Source organism: Clostridium coskatii (genome assembly GCF_001675205.1).
Classification (GTDB): Bacteria; Bacillota; Clostridia; order Clostridiales; family Clostridiaceae; genus Clostridium_B; species Clostridium_B ljungdahlii.
In genome coordinates, this window is the sequence record NZ_LROR01000074.1 from 1 (window position 1) to 25,477 (window position 25,477).

The following is a 25,477-nucleotide window of genomic DNA, read 5'->3' on the forward strand; positions in this document are numbered from 1 at the left end:
GCTCAGAAATGTTGGGTGATATTTCAAAAGCAGAGAAGGTATATATTGCAACTGGATATACAGATATGAGAAAATCCATTGATGGACTTGCTGCAATTGTACAGCAGAATTTTGAGCTGAATCCATTTCAAAATAGCTTATTTTTGTTCTGTGGCCGGAAAAGAGACAGGATGAAGGCATTATATTGGGAGGGCGATGGCTTTGTACTTCTTTATAAAAGATTAGAAAATGGGTGTTTTCAGTGGCCACAGGATGCACAGGCAGTAAAATGCATAACTCCTCGGGAATTTCGGTGGCTCATGGAAGGACTGTCATTGAATCAGCCGAAGGCTGTAAAAAAGGTAGATGTACAAAATGCCCTCTAGTGTCAGAGAAATCTGAAATCATGCGGTTTTATAGAAATTCATGGTATAATAATAGATATAAAAAATAGTAAAGGAACTGTCTCAATTATGTATACCAAAAATGAAATTCTAGAGCTTAAAAATCGCATAATACAACTGGAGAAGGAGAATAAAACCCTCCATGAGACAGTTGAATTTTTAACACACAAGTTATTTGGCAGGAGCAGTGAAAAAACGTCTGTAATTGCAGGCCAGATAAACCTTTTTAATGAAGTAGAAACAGAAAGTAAGCCGTCTGCGCCAGAACCAACATTACGAGAAGTAGCAAACTACCGACGTAAGAAATTCAATGGACAACGGGCAGAACTTCTAAAAGATATTCCCCATGATACAGTAATCTGTGGTCTTGAAGAAGACGAACGTTTCTGTGAAAAATGTGGAACATCTCTAGTAAGCATTGGCAGAGAATTTATCCGCACGGAATTAGAATTTATTCCAGCAAAAGTTCGTGTTATTGACTATTACCGGGAATCTTACGAATGTAGGAAATGCAGAAAAGAAGGATTGCCTTATATAGAGAAATCACCAATGCCGTACCCTGTAGTACAGCATTCAATGGCTTCACCATCTACAGTTGCCCATATCATGTATGAGAAATTTGTAGATGCCCTTCCACTATACCGTCAAGAGAAAGAATGGGAGTCACTGGGGGTAAAGCTAAGCCGTACAACGATGAGTAACTGGATTATGGTTGCAGCTAGAGATTGGCTGATACCACTTACAAAGTTGATGCACCAGAAACTTATTGAAGAAAAATATTTGCATGCAGACGAGACACCTGTACAGGTACTTATGGAACCTGGAAGGAAAAATACATCTGAATCCTATATGTGGGTATACAGTACGTATGCAGGCAGTCAGACACCTATAAGGTTGTTTGATTACAAGCCTTCAAGAAGTGGAAATTGTCCACAAAAATTTTTAAAGGGTTTTAAAGGATACCTTCATACCGACTGCTATAGTGGGTACAATAAAGTACCTGGAGTAATAAGATGCCTGTGCTGGACACATCTTAGAAGGTATTTTGTTGAAGCACTTCCCAAAGACATAAAAAGTCCAGAAGCTACACTTCCGGCAATAGGAATTGACTTTTGCAATAAACTTTTTTCAGAAGAGAAACTACTTGTGAATCTTACACCTGATGAGCGAAAAATGAAGCGTCTTGAAACGGAAAAACCGATTCTTGAGGTCTTTTGGAGTTGGGCTAATTCTATAAAACAGAGCTGTCTTCCAAAATCAAGACTAGGTAAGGCAGTAGATTATGCAGTAAAGAATAAAGAAGGATTTATGAACTATCTGATGGATGGAAATTGTGCCATTTCAAACAACCTATCAGAAAATAGCATAAGACCATTTACGATAGGAAGAAAAAACTGGCTTTTCAGTGGAAGTCCAAGGGGAGCTGAAGCCAGTGCAGCAGTTTATAGTATAATTGAAACGGCTAAAGCTAACGGTATTGAGCCCTATAGTTATCTCAAGTTTTTGTTTAAAAGTTTACCAGGTGTTCAATTTGAGGCACATCCTGAATTCTTGGAAGAATACTTGCCCTGGGATCCATGGGTTCAGTCTTCCTGCAAAAAGAAAGCATAATAAATTACGACCATTTTAATGAATGGTCGTTTATTTTTTATATTTATACACTGGGTAGTTTATCGCTTACTTTCTTTGAGCCTCACAAGATTGTGTCATATTATCTAAAATCTATCAATGGTAAGCCTTCCAGGTGCTATCGCACCATTGACATATTTTAGATAATATGATTTAGGTAATTAAGGCTCAAAGAATATTGCATACTGATAGTATATGAATTTTATTTTCAATAATTTAGTTATGCATATTTGGTATATACTAGGTCGCTAAATTATGCAGTTTATAATTGCTGAAAACACGTAGTGGCTATCAAAAAGGAACCAGACATATGGCTAATAAGATTAATGTTAAGCTCATATGGGGCTGAAGGCATCTTGACTATGTCTGATACTATTTTAGACCGTATTGTACATAAATCTATTCGTATTGATACAGGAGCATAAACATGAGAGAACATTTCTCGGCAAAACAAACTTAATTATATAGGTGCCACCTTCGGGCGCGGTGCTTATAAGTGAATAGGTGGTTTCTTTATTGTGAACCGATAGTTTCAATAATATGAACCTACGGTTATAATGGAGCATAATAATCACATAGGTAGTTACGAATATATCAAATGTATATAGCAGTTACAAAACTTATAGTATTAAAGTACAGATGTTTCTAAATTGCTTTTCAATTTTCTATGCCTAACTTTAAATACTCCATCTTTTTCATAAAAATCTGAAATCCAATTCTTACTTTTAAACTCGTCCAATAACTTTTTATTTATTTCAGTAACTTCAAATTTAGGCCTACCTTTAGTAAATATCTTCTCATATTCTTTAGAACCAATTATTTTAATATAGCCTTCACACTCTGATTTTGAAAACTTATTTATATTAGCTGTTAAAAGAATAAGTTTATTTTCAGTTGGTATATCTTCTTTTGAAATTAAAAATTCAAATAAACCAATTGCTAACTCAATATGATTCTTGATAATAATACCAATATATTTCTCAGATAACTCTCTTAGAACTTCTTTTATCATATCACTTTGTTTTTCATAATTATCTATTAGAGGTAATAATTCTGATATATTAAAATTATGCTGTAATATATATTTTTTCACATTACCTGAATAATTCTTAGATATAACCGATATAGGTTTCTTAGTATGTGAAATTAAATTAATTTTAAAACTATCGTCTATATTTAAATCTAAAATACAAAGTAATTCATCATTAGAAATAGGTTCTTTCTCAATTACATCATTTATATACTCAGAAATGTTGTGCTCTATAAAATATATAAATTGAGATTGATAAGTGGTACGCATAAATCTAACATTTTCAGCAGTCATTTTAATGGTTCTTAATTCTATTAAAATTTTTATTTTTCGCTCTGATATTTCTTTAATACAAAAATTAGAATACTCATATCTTAACTCCGCAATAATATTTCTATACTTATCATCAATAAGACTATTACAAATAATTACATCATCAAACAATGATGATGCTGATTTTTCGCCAAATTTTGAGTCAATTTCATTTAATGACAGCTTAAAATCTTTATTACCAATATTAATAAAATTAATCAGAATATCATTTAATCCCTTACCACTTTTGAAATAGTACTGTAAAATATTAGTTTCAGAATACTTTATCAGTCCTTTTTGTAAAAATAAGTCCCAGAAATTTATATCTTTAATATCCTGTAGTAATTCTAACTGTGTTTGCAAAAACTCTACATATTTTGTTCTCTTAGAAATTTCAATATCCTCATTATTTATAAGTTCCTGTACCGCTTTTGGAGTGTCCGTTATAGTATCACCACAATTTTCAAGTATTATTGTCATGTACTGGTCAATATTTTCATTTACATACTGAAACAATTTTGATTCTGGATCTTCTACAATAAGTGAATAATTTTTATGTTGAATATCATCTTTATTTTGAATATTAAAAATATGCTCCAACATCAATGAGATATTTTCAAATGTAAATTCATACAATTTATGCTGATAAATGGCTTCAAATAAATCCTTATCTGATTCTTCATAATCTGGACATTTAAACTTAATATTTAATCTTGAGAACTCATCTATAAGTTTTTCGACTCTAGGATTTTTAATTTCTAAAAACTTTGGATCAGAAGCTATAGTTGTAGATAGAAAATTATCATTGTTGATATTATCTACAATTTCATTGTCACAATAATAGAGCGTTATCAAAATATATTCTTTTTTCTGCTCATAAGAGAATTCATACCAATTTATGATTTCAGATAAAAAAGATGGCCAGTATTTATTGATTGATTGTACATATAAAATTAAACTAGGTGCACTACTAAAGTACTCTTTCATAAACTTAAAATACTTTTCTTCTTTTAATTGATTAATAAATATAATTAAATACTTTTTATTGTTTCTTTCAGTATCTAAAATATAAGCAAACAAAAAAAAATTTAAAGTTTCTATTTCGCGAAAATCTACTTCTCTCAATCTTGAAAGTACCAGTTTAGGATTATTAATTCTATATGTCCACTCTTTTGCTTTCTTATCAGTTATACTACGTAAAAACTTTTTATCATTTATTGTAAGGCTATTAGGATAAAAATAGGTCATATAATCTTCATAAGTTTCATCAATATAACCATTCCATATTAGATACTTTATCAAATCAAAGTACTGACTCGATTTCATTTCTTTAAAATCATTTTTTTCTCCAAGAAAATTTTTATAACAAATGTTAAAAACTGTATCAACATTTTCTCTTGTAATAAGTTCTCTAATTTTTTTATTCTTTAATTCTGATTTTTTTAATTCTAAATCTGTAATTTGATTTTTCAAATCACCAATCTGATTATTTTTAATTATATCAACTATTTCTTTTCGTTTAACATATTCAGGGCTACTAACATTTGGAATTCTTGTACCATAGTCATTGTTTTTCCAATATATCATACCTACTTCATTAACATTTCGTAAATGTTCTTTATTACACAAATCAATTTTTTCTTTGAGTTCTTGAATTTTTTCATCAATTCTATTGATATTATCTTCAATGATTTCTTTCTGATTATTAAATAAAGTAGATACAAATCCAACATTTATCTGAGTATCACTAAAATCGCGAGGAAATATATTCTTATAAATAATAATTGCAAGAAGTTCATTATAATCTTGTTCTGTTGTTCCAATTTTGTTGTAATACACCATAAACTCATTATATATATTTTTTAGAATCCTCATATCATCAATATACAGCGAAACTCCTTGTAAAAAATGTTGATCAAACTTTTCAAGAACTCCACCTTTTCTAAAATGAGAAATAAACTGATCATAAGAGTTTGAACTATCTATTACAGGTACAACTGGTATAATAAAATCAAAAAACTTAGTTCGATCCTTAGATACAAAAATATCATCTCTAATCAAGTAAAAAAAACGTAATGGATCTTTATCTTCCTTTGTGCGGTTTAAGTTTATGAGACCATTTATCTCTCGTAAACGCTGAAAAATTTGATTTATATTATATCTATCCATATCCTCAAATACAATAACATCTGCATCTGCATTATCAAAAAGATATAGAACTTCATTTAAATATTTGTCAAAGTAAGATTCATCACTTTTTTCAAATATCTCTATTTCATTTCCTTGAAATTTAAGGCCCTTAAAAATACTTTTATTTTTTTGTATTTTTATTAAATTATAAATGGCAATGCACGCTATTCTAAATATTATAAATCCACTAAATAGCAAGCTAATACTCTTTGTTGTTATCTGAAGAAAATTTAAAAATTTAAATTGCATTAAACTGCTGACAAAATTACACCATTTAGAGAAAAAGCAAATATGAAGAGCAAAAATTATAAAGATTATACTTTTTAAGGTTATCCGAAAAATACTTTCTTCTGATATTTTTTGCTTAACTCTAAAATTTGTTTGAGGTATTTTAGACACATCTATTTGATGTAATAATTGGTTAAGTATTTTTCCTTCTAATACTAATTCTTTAACAACTGAATTATCACTATCTTTTTTAGCATCTGTTTCAGTATCGTTTGAGCTAGCATTATTGTTTTTATCTTCAATACTTTGCTGTTCAGTAGTTTCAAAATTTGCAAGTGAAATATGTAAAAAACTCAATTCTTTATGTTTTTCTTTATATGACTCAATAACACTGCTTTTTCCAGCACTATAAGCACCAGAGACAGCAACATTTCTAATATCATTATTTTCAAATACAAAATTCAATGCATCATTATATATTCTCAGATCTACATCTTTAACTGGAGTAAGTTTTTCAAAATGTATCTGACTCATTTCCGTCCCCCATTAATTAAAGTAACTATAACATACATTAATTTCATTATGTTAAGGTCCTATATAAAATTCAATAAATTTTCAAATATCACATATACGTTACTATTGTTCCAATGCTTAAAATATCGGAATAATATTTCATTTCATTGCAACAATGAATTTAATATAACACATCTGTACAATGAGATTATATATCCTAATTATACAACATAAATCTATATTATTACCTATACTTACAAAATAAGCATTATTCTATACAAATACAAAAACAATTTACATAGGGTGGACTTGCCTTGTAACGCTGGCCATATAAGCAATTTCTACATAATACTCATATCCTGGCCGAGTGTTAGAAGCATGTCCACCCTTTCGCCTATATACTACAAATTGTTTAAAAATATTTTAAAAAGCTGTCTAAAACTTCCATGCATATAAAGACCTGTGAAAGCTCCCCCAAACGCTTGTTTATTTCGCTAAACAATAGATTTGACGACTGTATCAAGCTTGTGACCCTAAAGAATTTACCAAAGGCTCTGCTGCAAGCTTGTACTTTCGTTAAATCTCCCTTTGTTTAGCGAAGTAGCACAAGCGAAAGACCCCAAAGGAATACCATAAAGGGGTGGACCTGCCTTGCTGCGAAACCTTATATGGACATGTCTTTTTAATGCTTGTACATGAAAGGTTTCTGCAGGGAGCATGTCTCACCCCTCTACACTCTGCCGGGTACCCAAATAAAGGCCTAGTTAAAATCGTGTATTTCTTTGCTTTTAGAAGGTCCGGATAAAGGAAGAACTTATAAAAGCTTAGAAATACTAGATAGGAACCTGTCCTTTTTTGGGTGGCAGTTAAAGTGCCCTAATATATAAAATGTGAATTATATGTAATACCAATTTTACTTGTGTAAGAGTTTAACTTCTTTTATGACCTAAAATCTATATCTAATTTAGTTGAACTTAATAAATCAGGATTTATTTTTTATCATATGATATTTTCATAATTTATAGGATTAGTATTATATATTATTACAAGAGTAGAATATACTTTATTATGATGTGATTTATTGAATAGAATATCATGTTTGCCTTTGGACTAGCTATTTTTTTGAACATAGTGAAAAATAATAGCTAGTCCAAAGCTTCCATGCAACTGAAAGGAGCCTATTATAGGACTTCGAAGGATTACTGCCTGGGTTTTGGGGCGGAGCATCCCATTAAATTTTTGCCTGTGGCCTAGCTTTTATTCTGAGTATGCGAAGATTTAAAGCTTGGCCACAGCTTCATATATTATATTCTCTATGAGTAACAGCATTAATTATGCCCTCTTACCATGCAAATTCTGGATACTCAGAAACAGTAATAAACTTTCCGTTCATAGGATTGTGCTTTGACTACATTTTTAGCTATCTCTATTTGTTTTAAGAACGATCCCTCTATCATTTCTTATTTTACAATGTTCATACCTGTTCCAACTTCCGCACTGATACCTTCATCTCTAAAAAATCTGATTCTTGCATTGGATAAAAATATGCTTGTACTTTCTGTAAATAATAAAACGCCTACTGCTGTTATTCTAGGATCTTCCTTACTTCTTCTGGAAATGATTTAAGTACTTCTGCATAAATTTTTAGTACAGTTTCATCTAAATCTTCAATTGTACATTTTGCAATTATTTCATCTTCAAAAAGCCTTCCACCTTCATCATGTTCTAAGTTTAATATTTGTTCGAAATTAAGCTTTTTATTTTCATCTCCAACCCTTAAATAAGCTTCATCAGATACAGTTTTATGTACTTCATCTATGCTTGCCTCAACGTGAATAAGAAGTATTCTATCTTCCTTGCCATTATCTTTAACTACATCTACAAATTCACAATTTGCTTCAACAGGTGGTACACACTCATCAAAGCTGCATTGAATAAAAGCATTTATCCTAATATTTGCCTGATCATTTATACCTAATATTTTCCCATCCTCAATTCCTATAGCTATAGTACCTCCATCTGCATTTGCAAAAGCAATTAAAGTTTCTGCTAATTCATTTATTTGTATTTTGGATGACTTTCTATCAAAATGCTGGCCTTCTCCCATTTTTATTATTTCTTCTATTGGCATTTTAATATTCACTTAAAAGATCCCTCCTTTATGTTTCAAGTATCCCTATATTACTTTCAAGTAAAATAACTTTAGTGTTAAGTAAATCTATATTTATTATAAGATAGTAAGGATTTCTTATAATAAATAGCGCTAAAAACTAGTATTTATCTTATATATAATAATATATTTGCTTTCAAGCAATCAGTCTCTTGTGTTAAGTAAAAGTTACTTTGTTTCAAGTAGATTGAAGATATTGTAAATAATATATTCTATATTAAAGATAAAATTCCTTTATAATATTGTAAATATTAATTCAATAACATTTTTCTCAACTTCTAAACTATTAAAGAAAATAAAACTATACTTTTTATAATTATTCTCTTTGGACATGCTCTTGTTTTGAACGCTGCAGGATTATTTTTGCAAATTAGATTTAATATGATATGGAATTTTTGATGTATTAATTCAGTGAAAAGGAATAGCTTGTCCAAAGCTTCCTTTCGACTGCAAGGAGACTATTATAGGACCTAAGAGGAAGACTCCCTGGGATTGGGGCAAGGCATACCATTAAATTTGTCTATGGCCAAGCTTTTATTCTGAGTATGTGAAAATTTAAAGCTTGGCCATAGCTTCATAAATTAGAAATACTGTAAATTGTATTAATTATTTTTTCTACTATTTGTTACCCATGTTTAGATTACACGTACATAATCAATCCATATATTATGTAGAACTCATAAATCCTTTTTAAGTTTATTTAATTGTACAATACTTTCACCTGACAACAAATTCTTTTTCTCTTTATATAATAAAGTCATTCTAGTTTGTCTAATTATATAATCCTTTTTATCTTTTGGAAAAAAAGATCTACAATACCTATAGTCACAATCTGTACGTTTGTCCAAAAGAATATAAACTATTCGTTCAAGATATTTATTTTCCAGTATATATTCACATTGTATGTTAGACGAAGCATTTCTATTTTGGCTATATTTAAAATAAATATTGTTACTGTCAAGTAACTCCGTAATATGTAAAAAATAATCTATTCTTTCTTTTATTCCTATTATGTTCTTTCCTTCATCTTTTTCAAAAAAGGGACTTGAACTTATCATTTCATATGATATTCTATCTTCTAAAATGTCATTAAATACTTTCTCTCTTTTAGCCTTTAAACGAGATATATCTTTAAGTTTTTGTAATCCAACTAAATGGTGAAAATCACATTCTTTAAAATTTATATTAAATTCTGTTAGCTTTCCTTTTCTCCCTAATTTTATTTTATATTGTATATTCAGCAAATATTTAAATATTACAGCACATTTTTTTAATTTGTCCATATATAGATCCCCTATAATTTTTAATAAAAAATAGCACTGCAATTGCAGTGCTATTTTTTGAATGTTTTCTTTCGGTTGCCCTATTTAAGTTGTGGTAAACAAACAACCCTTATAAAACTCCACAAATCCCGCATCTTAAAACGAACATTTGCTTCAACGTTTAATAGACACACTCTGTTGCCTATTTTCTATCAGTTATTATACAAATAATTAAATTTGTATAATAAAATATTCAAATTTTGATTTATTTCTATACTATATTATATGCATATAATAAAATATAAATCAAGTTTTTTTAAAAATTTTTTAAAGAAATAAAGAAATTTTTTCTCAATATTGCGTTACAAGTTGTGGTAGAAGGAGTAATCATGTTATCAAGTGCAACATAATTTATAAATAATGGTATATAGTATATATTCATAGTAATTTACTTGGGAGTACAGGGGATATATATGTCACTGTATCTCCTTAGATATGATAAGAATGCAAAAATTATAGATAAACCTTACGGTTTTGATGTGATAGTATAAAGAATGTTGGCATCATTTTTATGATACCAACATTCTTTATACTGGTATTAATTTATCCAAACAGCCTATTCCACGTATTAATTCCAACAATGCCATCAACTGCAAGTCCGCTGTCTCTCTGAAAACTCTTCACAGCCTCCAGAGTACCCCCTCCAAAGAATCCATCAGCACCGCATCTTCCAACGCTGTAGCCTCTGATCATAAGCTTTTCTTGAACAGCTTTTACATTACTATCCTCCAAACCAGGATTCATCTTTATAAGATATCCTGGATAAACTAACCTACCGCTGCTTCCTGCAGCCTCACTTCTTATCCTATCTAATGGAAAATTTCCTCCAGGACAATCAGTAGAATAAAGCTCCCTGTGACCATATACTTTACTTATTCCATATTTGCTTAACATGGAGCGGGTTAATTCTAATAATGCACTGTACTGTGTTTGTCCCATAACCTCAACATTGAAATCTCCTTCAGCACATATACCTATAGATCTGGAATTATATCCTGGACAATGAGCACCTACAGCCTTTTCATTTCTTCCCGTATATATAGTACCGTTTTTCCTCACAAGATAGTGATAACCGCAGCCGCACCATCCATTTTCAAGGTGCCACCTGTGGATATCCTCTATGCTGCACACTTTTGCACCTGCATGGTGGAGCACAACTACTTCTGGGTTGTTGCCCCAGGCTAAAGTACTCCTAAATCTCAAATTAGAATTTATTATGTTCAAAATGCTGCCTCCTAAATTTAAAGGTCCTGCACATCTGCAGGACCTTTATGATCTATTTCATTTCAAATTCTTTTGTGTCTGTTGTTACAACCTTAGCATCCTTCTTGCCAACTAATGCACCATTTTTAGTAACAAATATTTTCTTTGCAATTATAAGATCCATGAGAGATGCGACCTGTTCCTGGGTAACTGAAGGCTGTCCATTTGCATCTTCTTTTACATTGTCTACACTCAGTGAAAAATATTTGCCTTCCTCTTCGGTAGTAAACCTCATATTAAGTCTGTTTGCCATTTAAACTCCTCCTTTCCTGATTTTTGTCCACTAACTAGGCGTTAGTAATTACAGTGTTCTCCACTTTTTGAATCTCATTTACAGGATAAGTCAGTATTTCACCTACAGCTTTTACTACATCATATACATCCTGATCTGCTGCATCCATTGCAATCTTGCCAAGTGTAACTTTCTTAAGTATCTCTTTACCCTGTTTGTTAAGCCCTGTCTTTTCTACAATAGAAAGCGTACTTGAAAGCTTTGTTGACTTTGCTGCCATAACAATTCGCCCCTTTCTTTAACTTTTACTTATATATATGCCTTTCAAAAAATTAGTGCAGAAAAAAAGAAATAGGCTTTTACCTATTTCTTCTCCTGGTTTTTTATAACGGCTGATATATCTTCTCTTAAATCTTCAATAGATTTGACTAAAAGGTCAATCTTATTTTCAAACCTTATGAGCAAATATATACTAACTGCTATTGGGAACCCTACGGTGCTGATTAAACTAACCAGCTGGTCATACATAAATATCACCTTCCCCCTGCCATTATAAAAATATATATGCTATTTCAAATATTTGTTCAGTTTATTTAGGGCAGATTTTTTTATTTCTATAGCATGTCTATATTTTATATTAAGCATTTCAGCGGTTTCCTTAAGGGTTCTGCCTTCCATGTATACGGATTTAATTATTTTTATTTCTATATTCTGAAGTTTGCAAAGTGCAAGTTTTATCTTTTTTGCTTGATCAAATGCAATAACTTCATCCTCAAGGGTAAAGTCATAGGGCTGAATTGACAGCACCCCTTCATCCTGTACTTCTCTAAAGTGTTTTATCTGGCCTTTCAAAAGGGCATTGAAGTTATTTACTATGGAATTTGTACAGTAAGTTGTAAAAGAGCCTTTTCCAATTTTGTAGAGTTTTACTGCTTTTATTACAGAAAGGTATCCATGCTGCACTAGATCATCAAAGTCATAGGAAGGAATATTGTATTTGCATGCCTTTTTTATTATGAAGCAGCTGAATTTTGCAATGATACAATCCATGGAGTTTTTGTCGCCGGATTTGGCTTTTCTAACAAGCTCTTCTATGGTAACCACCGCCTTTTTATTTGATTATACAGGTAAAATGGCAGTGGCTGACCATTTTTTGACATAATGGAAAACATTTATCTGTCAAATCATACCATTAAATAAATTATACTCTCCTAATCTTCTGACTTATCTGTTACATATGCCTGTTTAGGATGATTAATTTGTCCTGGGTATAAAAGTTTTAATTTATTTTGTTTAACCAATTTATTTAAATAATTACTTCTAAGACCTACACCATTTCTATTCAATAATTTTGCCAATTCACTTAATTTCATAGGTTTAACTTCACATAATTCTAATATAATATCCTCCATAAGACTTAAATTTACTCTCTTTTTATTTTCTATTTTTTTTGCTATGTTAACTAATTTTTTTTGTATATCTTCATTATTATTTATGGAGTTATCACTGTTATTTATGGAGTTAAGCTCCTTATTTATGGAGTTCATTTCACTATTTATGGAGTTCTCATTTAAATAACTGCTGTGATTAAACATATTAGATAATAAGTATATTGTGCCTCTTCGCTGCCCTTCCGTTTTTAATAATTTTTTATCTATTAATGAGCTTAATATTTTATTTACCTCAATAGAGTTTTTATTTATTAATATCTGAAGTCTAGTATTAGTTATTTGACCTTCTTCAAGTGCTGCAACAAGAGCTACTACTTCATCTTTAGATAAACTTTTTAAATTCTCTCCTAATGTATTTTTTAAAACTAAAATACTTTGCTCTGGTAATAAAGAAATAGTCCTAAGTATCATTATGGTTCTATCCGGCTGAACCTTTTCTATAATTTCAGGTTTTCTCCAGCTTTGTTCATTCCAAACTTTATATATATTTTCAATGCCAGATCCTGCTCTCTCACCAATACCAATCAAAGAAAACATTTTAAAGACATTTTTATTTCTTGGATCACTAATACCACCTCGAATTGCCTGTTTAACAGAAATTCTAAGTTCACCCGGATTTGAAAATTTAAAGTAGTTTCCATACTTTTCAATCACTATGCCTTGTTTCCCATAGTAATCAGCATGTATTAGTGCATTAGCAAGTGCCTCACGAAATGCCTCATGAACTGATGTATCATCTTTCCTAACAATTCCTTTAAGTCTAAAGGGAATATTAATATCCTCTGTTAATTTATTTATAATTTTAAAATAGAAGTCAAAAATATTTCCGCTCCAAGTTCCATCTTGAGATGTAACCCTATCATTCCATCTTGTATTATCTTCACTATTACTTTTTTCTCTATAATCAAGGAAATATTCTGGTACTTCTTTAGTAATCTCCCATTCATTCCCGAACATTAACAATCCAGCAATTGTCAATCCTTCAACATTATTTTCTCTATCTTTTCCCCAGCCACCTATTCTTAAGAGAAATTCTTTATCATCTAAATTAATCCACGGATGTGTTGGCTTTAATATACTAAACCTCTTTCTGTATCTTTCATATGATTCTTTATTTATATCTTCCAAAGTATAATTTCTTAATATCTTTTCATCTTGTGAAAAATCGGATTGATCTGCCAGCATCCTTTTTACTTCATCTTCTGAACATTTATAATCACCATCATAATTACGTCTATACGTTCCTATAATTGGATTAGATCCTAAATAAATAGGTCTTTGCCTTCTATGTGCCCTTGGAATAAATATTTTTATTACTTTTTTTTCATCTACTTCTATTACTTCTGCATCGCTATCTCTTAAAATATTTGAACTTATTTTATTTATATTATTTATTATGCTCCAAAAATCTCTTAATATTTTTCCGACTTCTTGAACACCTCTTACGAAAAAATTATAACCTTTTTGCTCTATTCCAAGTAAAATAATACCACCATTTGTATTAGCAAAGGCTGAATAAGTTTTCCATAAGTCATTAGGTAAGTTTTTTTCTGATTTTTTACACTCAAGCTCGGCATTTTCATCATCCTGTATTAATTCAAGTAATTCTTTTTCATTCATAACCTAACCTCCACTGGTTATCTATCTTAGTCCGCATTTTTATAACCTTCTTGTACTGTAATTATATCAATTGTTTTAATTAAAAGTCATTAATAATTATTTACATTATAATATATATTTTTTATATAATAATTACATTTAATCCATATTATTATATTAATTTTATATTATTCAGTTTCATTTTTCAATTAATATTCCTTTTGATTTTAAAAACTAAAAAGCCACTGACTTATAATTAATCAGTAGCTTTTTAGTTTATGTTTTTTTTTTAAAGCTTTTCCTTTAAAACTTCTTTTAACAATTCAAAGGCACTTTCTTCTTCCGGATTGTTAGTTCCAAGTTCTCCACGGAAAGCTTTTGCAAGAATAGCTTTTTTCATTAAATCTATTTTTTCTATAACATCACAAAGTTCTTTTGCACGTTGTTCATTACCTAGAAGATTGTCTAGAATACGAACGATTTCTTGTTGCTCTTCTATTGACGGAATAATCACTATTACATTTTTAACATCTGTTTGATTAATGCTAGCCTGATTAACAGCATGCTTAGCATTTTTTCTTAACTCTCTTAGTCCTAGATTAGAATTTAAATATCTAATAATATATTCGGGTATAGCATCTTCAGTCAATGTTAATCTCATTACGTTACTTTCAAAAACACATGAATCTTCAAGATTTCTTACAAGTGCAGATTTTCCAAGATATTGAATACTGTTTACCCTATTTATAATAATATCATCATTTTTTAACCCATAATTTTCTTCCTCAGATTCTTCTAATAATAGTCTCTTCAGCGTATACCATGGATTTATAGTTCCATCATAGAAATTATCAATTCTTACAATCATACAACCCTGACCATAAGCGGTTTGGGGCTTATAAAGTCCATTTTGTGGACCAGTTTTAATAAGTTCCTCAAATATTACCTGTTTCCAACTCTCCAAACTAACACTATTCTCTTCTCTCCACTTAGACGTCAATTCTCCTGTAAAAGCTTTATGAAGAATTGCAGCCTTCCTATTTTCAAAGGAGTCTAAAGCATTTTGCACCATCTCCTTTGCTGCATCTAACTTCACAAATAATGATTCAATGATTTCTACAATTCGCTGTTGCTCTGGAAGAGGAGGAAGCGGACATATTAAGCTTGAAAAGAGTGGAAAATGTCGCCTATATCCTAAATCTGGTATTTCAATGTTTTTTAATAAATAAAAAAAGAATTTATCATATACTCCACTAAGTGCCTTTAGAACCTTAACACCATCAGCACCCTGAATAAATGGGAAATCAATATATTTAACTATTCTCGTGTGATCACCAAAAACAACAACTGGTAACTCACCGTCAAAAATTAAATTTCTGTCTGTTGAATAGCCTCCAACAAGTTCTTTACCTTGATCTACAATAGCATAATCGCCCTCTGTCAAATAGTCTTTTTTCTTAATTTTTTTATTACTACTTGTTAGATTCTCAAATAAATTAGTTATACTCGTCCACACCCAATTTTCTGGCACCTCATAAGGTCTATCTTCTTCCTTAACAATAGCTTCTTCCAGAAGTTCCTCTAATGACAATTTTTTATTCTTTGCCTTTGCCATTACCTGTCACCGCCTAAAATCTTTAGTTTCTTTACAACAGTTTGGATTAAATCCATTGCCTCTTCAAGTTGTGAAGTTATTTCTTCACCACTTTCAATTGGATCTTGTAGATCTTCATAGTCTAATACACTTTCATCACGAATTAAACCTAGGTCAAGGTTATCATTTTTCTCTTTTATTTCTTCTCTAGTAAATACCGAAAAACGTTCATCTTTCACCTTTGTTCTATCCTCAGAAGTATAAGCCTTTATAAAGTCTTCAAAATGCTCTTTCTTTAAAGGATTTGTCTTTCCAAAGCTAGGCATATTGGTACGCAAATCATATATCCAAACTTCTTTAGTATTGTCTTTATCACTAGTACCTCTAGTAAAGAAAAGCACATTTGTTTTAACTCCTTTAGCATAGAAAATACCAGTAGGTAACCGTAATATTGTATGTAGATTACATTTATCCATTAAATCCGCACGAATCTTCGCTCCATCATTATGATCAAATAGTACATTATCTGGCAATACCACAGCTGCTCTTGCTTTTCCATCTGCTTTTAAACTTCTATATATGTGCTGCAAGAAGTTTAATTGTTTATTTGAAGTCATGTAAGTCAAATCATCTCTTGTTGCTCTTTCACCACCTCTTTTAGTTCCAAATGGAGGGTTTGAAAGCACAACATTTAAGTCTTTCATCTGCTTTCCTGTATTTGTTAAAGTATCTCCGAGGATTATGTTTCCTTCTATATCATGAAGCATAGCATTCATAAGGGCTAATCTATGTGTTTCGTGAACTAATTCACAGCCAGAAAAAGCCTTAGTTCTCTGAAACTCTTGAAGTTCTGTACCTAAATCAAAATAGTTGTCTGTTTTCTGTTTCATGTAACGATCTGCAGCAATCATAAATCCAAAGGTTCCTGCTGCAGGGTCATTGCATTTTTCACCTGGTTTTGGATCAATAAGTTCCACCATAACATTAATTAATACTCTTGGAGTAAAGTATTGTCCTGCACCAGATTTTTTCTCAGATGCATTTTTTTCAAGTAATCCTTCATATAAGTTTCCAAGTCCTTCTTCTTTTGCTGAATACCAATCTAATCCATCTATAGTTTTAATTATTTTTTCTAGATTTTTTGGTTCTTCTATATTTGTTGCAGATCCCTGATATATTTTTTGCACTATCCCAGTAGTCTTTTCTCCAAGATAATTTAATAATTTATTATAAAATTTCTTAAGTTCCATTCCTCTATAAACTTTTAAATCATCCCATCTATAACCTTCTGGCAATTTATCCTCTGTACCTGTTTCCTTTGCCATCTTTAAGAAAAGAATATATGTTAATTCTGTTACATATTGATGATAAGTTATTCCATCATCTCTTAGTACGTTACAAAGGTTCCAAAGTTTGCTTACTATTTCCTGTGTATTCATTATCTAGCTAATCTCCTTATTGTAGAACATATATTTTTTTAATTTTTTTATTATCTCTCCTAATTTGCCATTAAACAACTTTTTATTGAGTCTATCAAATCCACCACCTTGAGATTTGAAGCTTCCAGTATTTAATGTTTCTGTATCTATTACTACTTCCTTTAGCATAACTTTTTCTATTCTATTAATCCAGTTTTCTTGAGGTTTTGTCAAATAATATTCTCTCTTTATTCTTTTAATAGCTCTTTTAACTCTCTCCTCATTAGATTCTAAGGGACTGCCTAAAGCTTGCTGCCTTATAAATGCTATGATATCTGCTACAATATCTTCATTTTTCAAATCCTTCCAGGCAGTATTTAAATATTCCTCATTGAACCCATTGTTATCTAATATGGCTTTGAGCTGCTTTAATGACTTCTTCGTTAAATCTTCTGGTCTTGTGCATACAACTTCTAAAGCCTGAATAGTATTTTTATTTTCTTCAATATACTTTCTAAACTCATCAATATAATCTTCTGGTTTCTTGCCTTTACCATATCCCCTTGTATGTGACACTACCCTATCTTCTTTATCTGAAACAATTACTATTTTATCATTTCTATACTTTTCATCTAAATATTCAATTAATGCGTTATTTTCTATTATTTCACCAGCAGCAGTATCTATATCCGATTCTCTAAGACTTTTTATAAACTCTTCAGGTGTCTTATCATTACAAAGGCTTTTAAATATTAATCTTTGATTTCCATCTATAAGCTTCTTTTTCCTTTGAAGTTTTGCTATTACTTTTTCTACTGCTACTTGCTTCTCATCAGTGTTTTCAGTTCTCTCTAAAGTTTCCCTTAATATTTTAAAACTCGTATTCTCATTTGCTGCAACTGGTTTCATATTAGTTACATCCTCAAGAGCTTCATATAATCGTACGCAATCAAATATCTCAAAATGAGTTTTATTAATGCTATCACATATTCTTGTTGCTCTGCCAAGCATTTGCTCATAAAGTATTCTCGATTTAACTCTTCTTAAAAATACTATTTTATCAATTCTAGGCACATCAATTCCTGTTGACAATAAATCTACTGTAACTACTACCTTTGGATATTCTTCATTTTTAAATTTTTTTATTTCAAGATCTACATTTTTAATTGATCCTGTTATCTTAAGAATAGAATCATCATCTACGCCGCCCATTGTTTCCTTATAAATTTCCTTTAACAATCTAACAATCATATCAGCATGAGCATCGCTTGCAGCAAATATTAATGTTTTTCCTTCATCATTTTCTGGATCAATATACTTTGTAACTTCTTCTAATGCAGCTCTTGTATGTGACTCCACAATTATTTTCCTATTAAATTGATCTATTTCAAAATCAATATCATCTTCTATTTCCGCTCCATTTATAAGTTCACCAGTAAATTTATTATATTTTGCTACCTTGTCACCTTTATTATAATGAATGCCATCCCTTGTAAGCTCAGTTTCTATAATAAGTGGTGGTTCATGATCCACAAGATATCCATCAATAACAGCCTGTCTATAAGTATAATTGTACACTGGTTTTCCAAATATCATTGTTGTGTGAAGTGCTGGGGTTGCAGTAAGTGCAACTTTAAATGCATCAAAATACTCAACGACTTTCTTATATTTACTTAAAAAGTCCCTACTATCTCTCCATTCAGCTTCTTCTTCACTCATCTCTTTATCTAAAGTGTATCCTCTATGAGCCTCATCAATTATAATACAATCATAATCACCTACAGAAGGTACATTTGTTTCATCTTCATTGTATATAATTCTTTTAACCATAGCCTGTACTGTAGCTACGTGCACTTCAGTTTCTTTATCGATGATTTTTTCATCTAATCCATTAATATTATAGATTTGATCTAAAGTTTTTAAGTCTTCAATTTTAATTTCTTGAAAGGTATCTAATGCCTGATTCCCTAATGATGTTCTATCAACTAAGAAAAGAATTCTTTTAAATCTATTAGCTTTAAGTATTCTGTATATAAGTCCTAATACTGTACGTGTTTTTCCTGTTCCTGTAGCCATTGTTACTAATGCAGTTTCTTTTCCTTCAATAATTGCTTTTTCCACTGCCTTTATAGCTTCCACCTGATAGTATCTAAGACTCAAGCCATCCTCATTTTGCAAGAAATCAAAGCCTAATTCATTTAAGTTTTTATTAGCATCATCTAAATTTTCATTAAGCATATTTTGAAGTTTCTCTGGGGAATACCAGCCTTGAAGAACCTTAGCATTATTTTTAGAATTTCTACAATCCAAGAAATGCACTCCACTTTTGTCCTTAATCTCTTTAATATACTTTCTTCCATTAGCAGAAAATAAAAAAGGTACCTTATAATTACGCCAATTGGAAATTACATAATCACTATGTTCCTCTTTTACACCTTTTGCATAAACCTTAGCCTCTACTATAGTACCTGCAACATCCTTAGAATACTTTTTAGCTTCTATAAATCCTACTAACTTTTTACCAATAAATAAAGCATAATCTACCGCACCATGTCCCTTTTCTTTTGAATATGTAGGCCATTCTGCAATAGCTATGTTCCTTCCTTTTTGAGGTCTTGTTCCTTTTGAGTATCTAAGAGTTGTAGTATCAGCTTCCCATCCTGCTCCCCGAAGCTGAGCATCTATTATCCTTCTAGTTTCCGCTTCATTTAACTCAATTTTTCTGCTAGCCTTTTTACCCTGCTCTCTGCGTTTTTCTAACTCTTCTTTGTCTTTTTCTTTTGCTTTTAATACATTAAGTTCTGCTTCTAAGGCTTTATATTTTTTTTCATATTCTTTTGCTATATCACCAATATCTTCACCATACTGATTTTTTTCAGGCATTACAAAAGGTTTAGGTTCAAATTTCCAATCTCCATAAGTTTGCATAAACCATACAGCTAATTTATAAGTTAATTCCAATTGAACTTTTGCTTTTTCAACATTCTCATACCATTCATGTGCAGCATAATTTCTTTTTATTCTTAACATATTAAGTATAGTATCAATATCCTCTGGAATTAAATCTTCTTTCTTTAATAATTTAATTCTATTATTATGATTGTTATTGTAAACTGTTGGTATCTCATCAATGTGTTCTATAGAAAACATATACTTAACAATAATTTCTCCAAACATACCACATTTCATAAATGTAGTATTTGAATCTATGTAAAGATTTCTCTCTGCTAGCCTGCCTAAATTTTCAAGTATAGGCCACCTTTTCTTTAAGAATTCGAAATTACTCATAACATGTCCCCCCTTTGAAAATGGTATAATGTTATAGGATATATTTATTATACAGTAATATAATCATCTAAGCCTATATGAAGCTTGTGATTCATTTATTGATATATCATTTGAATTATACCCAAATTTAGATAGTAAGTAACAAATATCATTTTTGTTAACTCTAGAGCTTGGTCCTATTATTACTTCAGATATAATATTTTTTTGAACTAATTTTTCAAATGAAAGATCAGCATAGCCTATGATTTGATCATTTCTTGCATGAAAATTTATTGGTTTTAAAACATAATTACTAAATCTTCTTGTTCTACTAAGTTCTTCTTGAATGGCTAGAGAATTATCCTCACTACTAATTAACGGCACATAAAATATTCTTACTTCATCCTCCTCTTTAAAGGCTGGATTTTTCATATAACAACTTGAAATTTCTAGTTCATCACAAATCACTTCACAAAAAGCATCAAATTCTTCAATAAAATACTTATTAAAATCATCACTTACTCTTACAGCATCATCATGAAATAAGTTCTTCATATATGTTACAGCGTCATTAACAGCAAGTCGAATATCTTCAATTTGTTCATCCTTATCATATAATATATCTTCTATATAAATATCATTCTTTTTACTGTTAACTTTTCTCAATAATTTCGAGTCAAAACCAATTGACACTCCCTTTCCATCATCTCCATATGCTCTCCACTGACTTAGCAAGTCACCTTTTCGCGAAAAGCAGGCAATATAACTTGATTCCATGACTTTATATTTCAGCATACTTAATAAATATTCAATATGATTATTAATACCGTCTTCATACCAGTACTTTTCTCTAAGATCAATTATTATACCTTCATCTTTAAGTGATTTATCCAGCGCTTCTTCAATGATACTTATTATCCATTTTCTTTCCATATAATCGTTTGATTTGCTTAGATCTGATAATCTAATACATTTGTTCGATATTATTGAAATAAAAGTTTCTAAACTGCAATAATGATATAATTTTCTCGCCAACTCTATATCATCTCTTCCTAATTATACTTTTCTATATCTATCTAATCATTGATTAATTCACCAATTAAGCATTATTATGGGACCTTTATTCCGCTCAAAATCTACTACTTCACCAGGGTTTGAAAATTAAACTTCACTTAAAGAAACAAACAACATGATTTCTATTCCAAAGTAATCATCATGCATAAATGTTTTTTAATATTTGTCAATTTTATAGATATACTTTCCATAACGCTTACATATTTTTATTATACTACAAATTTTGCAATACATACTAATCAGTGAAATAAGTCTTCAAAGCCATATGAAGTGACGATATTTTATATTTTCCTGTCTTTTTGATTATGAAGTAAGTAAACTTTTAAGGGATTTTATTCATAGATTTTTCGTTGCCTGATCTGGCTGATTTGAGCAGTTCTTCTATAATAAACACCGCCCTTCTTCCTTAATCATGCAGGTTAAAAGGCGGTATTTTGTTAAGAATGTCTATTGATATTTCTTTAGATTTATACTTTCGTATACTATTTATATTGTAAATTGCTTCTATGCTCATTTATTTCATCTCATTAAATTGGAATTTAACTTTAAGTTGAAGTGTTTTTTGTGCACAATATTGAAAATGTGGAGGTTCTCTAAGTAAGATAGTTATGCAGAATGTGCGATTTTATTTAAATTTTTTAATTTTTAATGTAAGTAGATTTTAATAAATATCCTAAAAGCAAGCAGTTTTATCTGTTTTAAAAGAATTAAAATTATTGAAAGAGACTGTTGTACTAATTTCTTAGTACAACATCCCTAAAATATTTATCTAATTCTTAATTAAGATTACAAATAATGTCTACAGCCTTTTGTATATCCTTATCGTTAGTTACTGCCAGTATCGCCCTGCATCTGGAGGAATCACTGGTAAGTTCCTTTAATCCTAAATTTAGATTATTAGGTGTTACGCCAGCTGTTATCATTATTCTCTGAATTTCGACATAAATACGTGCTTTTTGATCTACTGTAATCTCTACAGTGTCGTTCACTTGCGATGGTATAGTAAGTATTGATTTTTTTGCACCAAGTACCCCTATTGTTATTTCTTTTATAGCTTTTTCAATATTTTGATGCATGATTCATCTCTCCTTTTTTGTAATTTTTAATGATTAATTCCTATGGTTCAATTGTACAAAAAATGATAGGTATCTGTAAAAGTTCAAAATAGAGAAAAAACTTTCGACATGTAAAGAACTTGAAATCTTTAATACTAAGGTATTTTAGATAATGTATAGATATCTTTTTTATAATGTATAATCAGTCTTTTTAATGATTAATTGCAATTAAAATATCAGCTGTTTTCGACATTTCCTAATTTAAAGGAGATAGCTTCCTCAGATGTATATTTTCTTTAAATTAGTCTAATATTCTAATAACTCTTATCTTTTAATACCACACTATTTGATTTTCAAAGAAAAGCTTAAAACAAAATTACTATTTACATTACTCAACTTTAAATTGGAATTTGTAGCTGAAATTACATCCAACTATGTTCAAATATTACTTGCATAAACTTTCAACAATTCAGTTCTATTTTCAATACTATTTTTGCATTTAGAAAAAAAGGTTTGCCATGAAGTTTTATCTTTTTGATTCGGTAGATACGTAATTTTTCCATGATTATCGATTCGCTTATCAAAAAACATTATTGGTTCATTCTTCGAAATTTCAGCAAGATATTTTTCATTTAATTTACCACTGTTTATAGCTTTATCACTTTCATACCCGACAAGAAAGGATTGAAGATAATTTTCTGTAGTAAATTTGTCCCATTTTTCAAAGTCATCCAACCAATATCGGACATTAGATTGACATTTTTTTCTCGTAGACAGTTTTTTAATTATCTCCGATTTTTCTTTTTCATTTTCCTTTTCTAAAGCATAATATTTATAAATATACCACATAGCAACATCCCATTGATCCATATTACCTTGTGCTCTGAATTGTAGACATCCTCGCAATTCTGGAATAACATTTCCTAGTGTATATGAACATTTTAAAAAGTCGATTCCACCAACTTCTGTTAATTTATCTATTACTTCTTTATTATTTTGTATTTTCGATTTTGTCTTTCCATATAAGAACATAAGAATTGGTGTCTTTGGAGAAGTCATTATATCACAATTATATTGAGCATTTTTTTCGGTAATGATTACAAACTCTTTTATCGTACACTTTTTCCCTTTCCTATACATACATTTTGTTTTCTTATTACATTTGTTTTGTTTAATATCAAAATTATCAATATAACAGCTAGAATATTTTTCCTTAACTTTCGCACTGTTTTTCTTAAAAAAAGGATATTTAGTGAACATATTAACCACATTCAGAGATGTATCATACTCAACTTCTTCACTTAGATTTCCCCAATATTCTTGTACATGCTTTAATATCTTTTCATCATCAGTCACACCAATCACCTCTACAAATTACTATTCGAATTGATTCTTATATGCTAAATCAGCCTTTAACACCATAATAGCCCAAAAAGTATAAATTATCCATCGCCCCATCCAAGCAGCTGCCTCTCAAGCTCCTTAAAATTATACTGCCTGCACTTTCCCCCATGATCCCGCATATTTTTATACTCCTTAACATCATTGGCAGTCTTCAAGCCTTTCCTTCTCCAGCTCTGCAGTATTCTACCAACGTAGTTTATATTCCTGGCATTATACTTTAAAGCCTCCTCCACTGCAAGAATAATTACATCACAATCTATAACACCGCTCCACATGCGGAGTTTCTCCCTCTCAGCTTCCCCTGCAGAGTGTATGTTCTCCTCAAAAAATGCCAGCACAGTACTATAGGTGTTAAAAGGTGTCTCTTCACCTGCACTCTTATTACTCCTTACTTCTTGCTTATTATTTATTATTTTTTGCTTATTACTTATTACTTCCTTACTTACAAGCTCCTTGTAAGCCCCTCCCAAGGGGCTTGTAAGGGGCTCTTTTAATTCTGTGTCTTCATTTCCAGAGTCAGCAAAATTCTCTATCTCTATTCCATCAAAAATACTTTCAATATCCAGTTCTTCATTAAGACACTGTTTATAAAATAGTGAGACAAATTCTTTGTTTTTAACATTTTTAAGTTCTCTATTGACACATTTTACAGCATTTAAATTATTAGGCTTATTGTATTTAATCCAGTTTAAAATCATTATTTCTTTTGTTTCATCTAAGTAATATATCTTCTTATACTCCTGAAATCTGAGAAGCAGTTTGTCCACTGTTTCTCTATTATAACCTGTTTGGGTTTCTATAATCCGCTTAGGAAGCTCATAAATGCCGCACTGTGTAGTGTTTGAGTTAGTCATCAAGTATATGTAAAAAAACTTTTCCTCGGGAGTTAAATCTAAAACAAATCCGTCATTCCAGAAATCAGTATGGAGCTGCCTGTACTTAGCCATTATAATATCCTCCTAAAAATTAATAATGCCCCTTCTATCCATTAAATTTATATTTGGCTGTATTATTTTCAAGCCAGTTAATCAATTCCTCTTTAAGTATCCTTGTCCTTCTGGATTTAAGCATAATTACGGTAAAGTTTTCCCTGTAAATAATTTCATTAGCAGTACTTCTTTCTATCCTAAGTACTTGTGCCATCTCTTTTACAGTCATAAGCGGTGGAAGTTCATTGAGCCTTTCTTTAATCATGTAGATCCCCCCATATTATAAAAGTACGCTCTCGAAAACTCAGAGAGCTTGATTTTTATATAGTATAAGGTTCAGCATCTCTGCTTCACCCCTAATATTTAAGCTAAATTAATATCATATTTTCCAATAAACTTATTACCAGTAGCATC

The 25,477-nt window shown here is 30.3% G+C and carries 20 protein-coding genes; 3 read left to right on the forward strand and 17 right to left on the reverse strand.

Annotation, left to right across the window (positions count from 1 at the left end; all coding sequences use genetic code 11):
- The 3 genes from tnpB to CLCOS_RS22545 all read left to right on the forward strand — a co-directional run.
- A partial coding sequence (gene tnpB, locus CLCOS_RS17295) for an IS66 family insertion sequence element accessory protein TnpB (protein WP_082853644.1) occupies window positions 1-365 on the forward strand: 365 nt, incomplete at its 5' end.
- Window positions 366-452: 87 nt separating this feature from the next.
- Window positions 453-1,994, forward strand: coding sequence for an IS66 family transposase (tnpC, locus tag CLCOS_RS17300; protein WP_063602533.1), 1,542 nt, complete (start codon window positions 453-455; stop codon window positions 1,992-1,994).
- Window positions 1,995-2,296: 302 nt separating this feature from the next.
- Window positions 2,297-2,437 (forward strand): hypothetical protein, encoded by a 141-nt coding sequence (locus CLCOS_RS22545; protein ID WP_156496400.1) that lies wholly within the window; start codon window positions 2,297-2,299, stop codon window positions 2,435-2,437.
- Between the two features lie 203 nt (window positions 2,438-2,640).
- Here CLCOS_RS22545 and CLCOS_RS17305 read toward each other — a convergent pair whose 3' ends face one another.
- The 17 genes from CLCOS_RS17305 to CLCOS_RS17385 form a co-directional block, all read right to left on the reverse strand.
- The gene (locus tag CLCOS_RS17305; protein WP_063602534.1) at window positions 2,641-6,306 is read right to left on the reverse strand and encodes a hypothetical protein; all 3,666 of its coding nucleotides are present in this window, start codon (window positions 6,304-6,306) and stop codon (window positions 2,641-2,643) included.
- A 1,564-nt stretch (window positions 6,307-7,870) separates the two neighbouring features.
- Window positions 7,871-8,428 (reverse strand): AlbA family DNA-binding domain-containing protein, encoded by a 558-nt coding sequence (locus tag CLCOS_RS17310; RefSeq protein WP_063602535.1) that lies wholly within the window; start codon window positions 8,426-8,428, stop codon window positions 7,871-7,873.
- A 704-nt stretch (window positions 8,429-9,132) separates the two neighbouring features.
- A complete protein-coding gene (locus CLCOS_RS17315) occupies window positions 9,133-9,738 on the reverse strand; it encodes a PBECR4 domain-containing protein (protein ID WP_063602536.1) in 606 nt (201 codons plus the stop codon).
- Between the two features lie 582 nt (window positions 9,739-10,320).
- Entirely contained in the window at window positions 10,321-11,001 is a 681-nt protein-coding gene (locus CLCOS_RS17320; protein WP_063602537.1) for a peptidoglycan recognition protein family protein, read from the reverse strand.
- Window positions 11,002-11,053: 52 nt separating this feature from the next.
- On the reverse strand, window positions 11,054-11,293 hold the full coding sequence (locus CLCOS_RS17325; RefSeq protein ID WP_063602538.1) for a DUF2922 domain-containing protein: 240 nt from the start codon (window positions 11,291-11,293) through the stop codon (window positions 11,054-11,056).
- A 34-nt stretch (window positions 11,294-11,327) separates the two neighbouring features.
- Window positions 11,328-11,552, reverse strand: coding sequence for a DUF1659 domain-containing protein (locus tag CLCOS_RS17330; RefSeq protein WP_063602539.1), 225 nt, complete (start codon window positions 11,550-11,552; stop codon window positions 11,328-11,330).
- Between the two features lie 83 nt (window positions 11,553-11,635).
- Window positions 11,636-11,800, reverse strand: a complete 165-nt coding sequence (locus tag CLCOS_RS17335; protein ID WP_023162382.1) for a YvrJ family protein — start codon at window positions 11,798-11,800, stop codon at window positions 11,636-11,638.
- 39 nt (window positions 11,801-11,839) lie between these two features.
- Window positions 11,840-12,322 carry a sigma-70 family RNA polymerase sigma factor gene (locus CLCOS_RS17340; protein WP_242867041.1) on the reverse strand — a complete coding sequence of 161 codons (483 nt, stop codon included), beginning with the start codon at window positions 12,320-12,322 and terminating at the stop codon, window positions 11,840-11,842.
- A gap of 161 nt (window positions 12,323-12,483) precedes the next feature.
- Complete coding sequence (locus CLCOS_RS17345) at window positions 12,484-14,343, reverse strand: RNA-binding domain-containing protein (RefSeq protein ID WP_063602540.1); 1,860 nt, start codon at window positions 14,341-14,343, stop codon at window positions 12,484-12,486.
- A gap of 268 nt (window positions 14,344-14,611) precedes the next feature.
- Complete coding sequence (locus CLCOS_RS17350) at window positions 14,612-15,937, reverse strand: restriction endonuclease subunit S (protein ID WP_063602541.1); 1,326 nt, start codon at window positions 15,935-15,937, stop codon at window positions 14,612-14,614.
- Complete coding sequence (locus CLCOS_RS17355) at window positions 15,937-17,355, reverse strand: N-6 DNA methylase (RefSeq protein WP_063602542.1); 1,419 nt, start codon at window positions 17,353-17,355, stop codon at window positions 15,937-15,939. The genes CLCOS_RS17350 and CLCOS_RS17355 overlap by 1 nt, the downstream gene beginning before the upstream one ends.
- 3 nt (window positions 17,356-17,358) lie before the next feature.
- Window positions 17,359-20,622, reverse strand: a complete 3,264-nt coding sequence (gene hsdR / locus CLCOS_RS17360; protein WP_063602543.1) for a type I restriction-modification system endonuclease — start codon at window positions 20,620-20,622, stop codon at window positions 17,359-17,361.
- 63 nt (window positions 20,623-20,685) lie between these two features.
- Window positions 20,686-21,534 (reverse strand): DUF2971 domain-containing protein, encoded by an 849-nt coding sequence (locus tag CLCOS_RS17365; RefSeq protein ID WP_192847950.1) that lies wholly within the window; start codon window positions 21,532-21,534, stop codon window positions 20,686-20,688.
- A gap of 917 nt (window positions 21,535-22,451) precedes the next feature.
- Window positions 22,452-22,751 (reverse strand): hypothetical protein, encoded by a 300-nt coding sequence (locus tag CLCOS_RS17370; RefSeq protein WP_063602545.1) that lies wholly within the window; start codon window positions 22,749-22,751, stop codon window positions 22,452-22,454.
- Window positions 22,752-23,168: 417 nt separating this feature from the next.
- Window positions 23,169-24,086, reverse strand: a complete 918-nt coding sequence (locus tag CLCOS_RS17375; protein WP_063602546.1) for a hypothetical protein — start codon at window positions 24,084-24,086, stop codon at window positions 23,169-23,171.
- Window positions 24,087-24,172: 86 nt separating this feature from the next.
- Window positions 24,173-25,081: a DnaD domain-containing protein gene (locus tag CLCOS_RS17380; protein ID WP_063602547.1), complete on the reverse strand. Its 909-nt coding sequence runs from the start codon at window positions 25,079-25,081 to the stop codon at window positions 24,173-24,175.
- Between the two features lie 34 nt (window positions 25,082-25,115).
- The gene (locus tag CLCOS_RS17385) at window positions 25,116-25,328 is read right to left on the reverse strand and encodes a helix-turn-helix domain-containing protein (RefSeq protein WP_063602548.1); all 213 of its coding nucleotides are present in this window, start codon (window positions 25,326-25,328) and stop codon (window positions 25,116-25,118) included.
- Window positions 25,329-25,477: the final 149 nt, after the last annotated feature.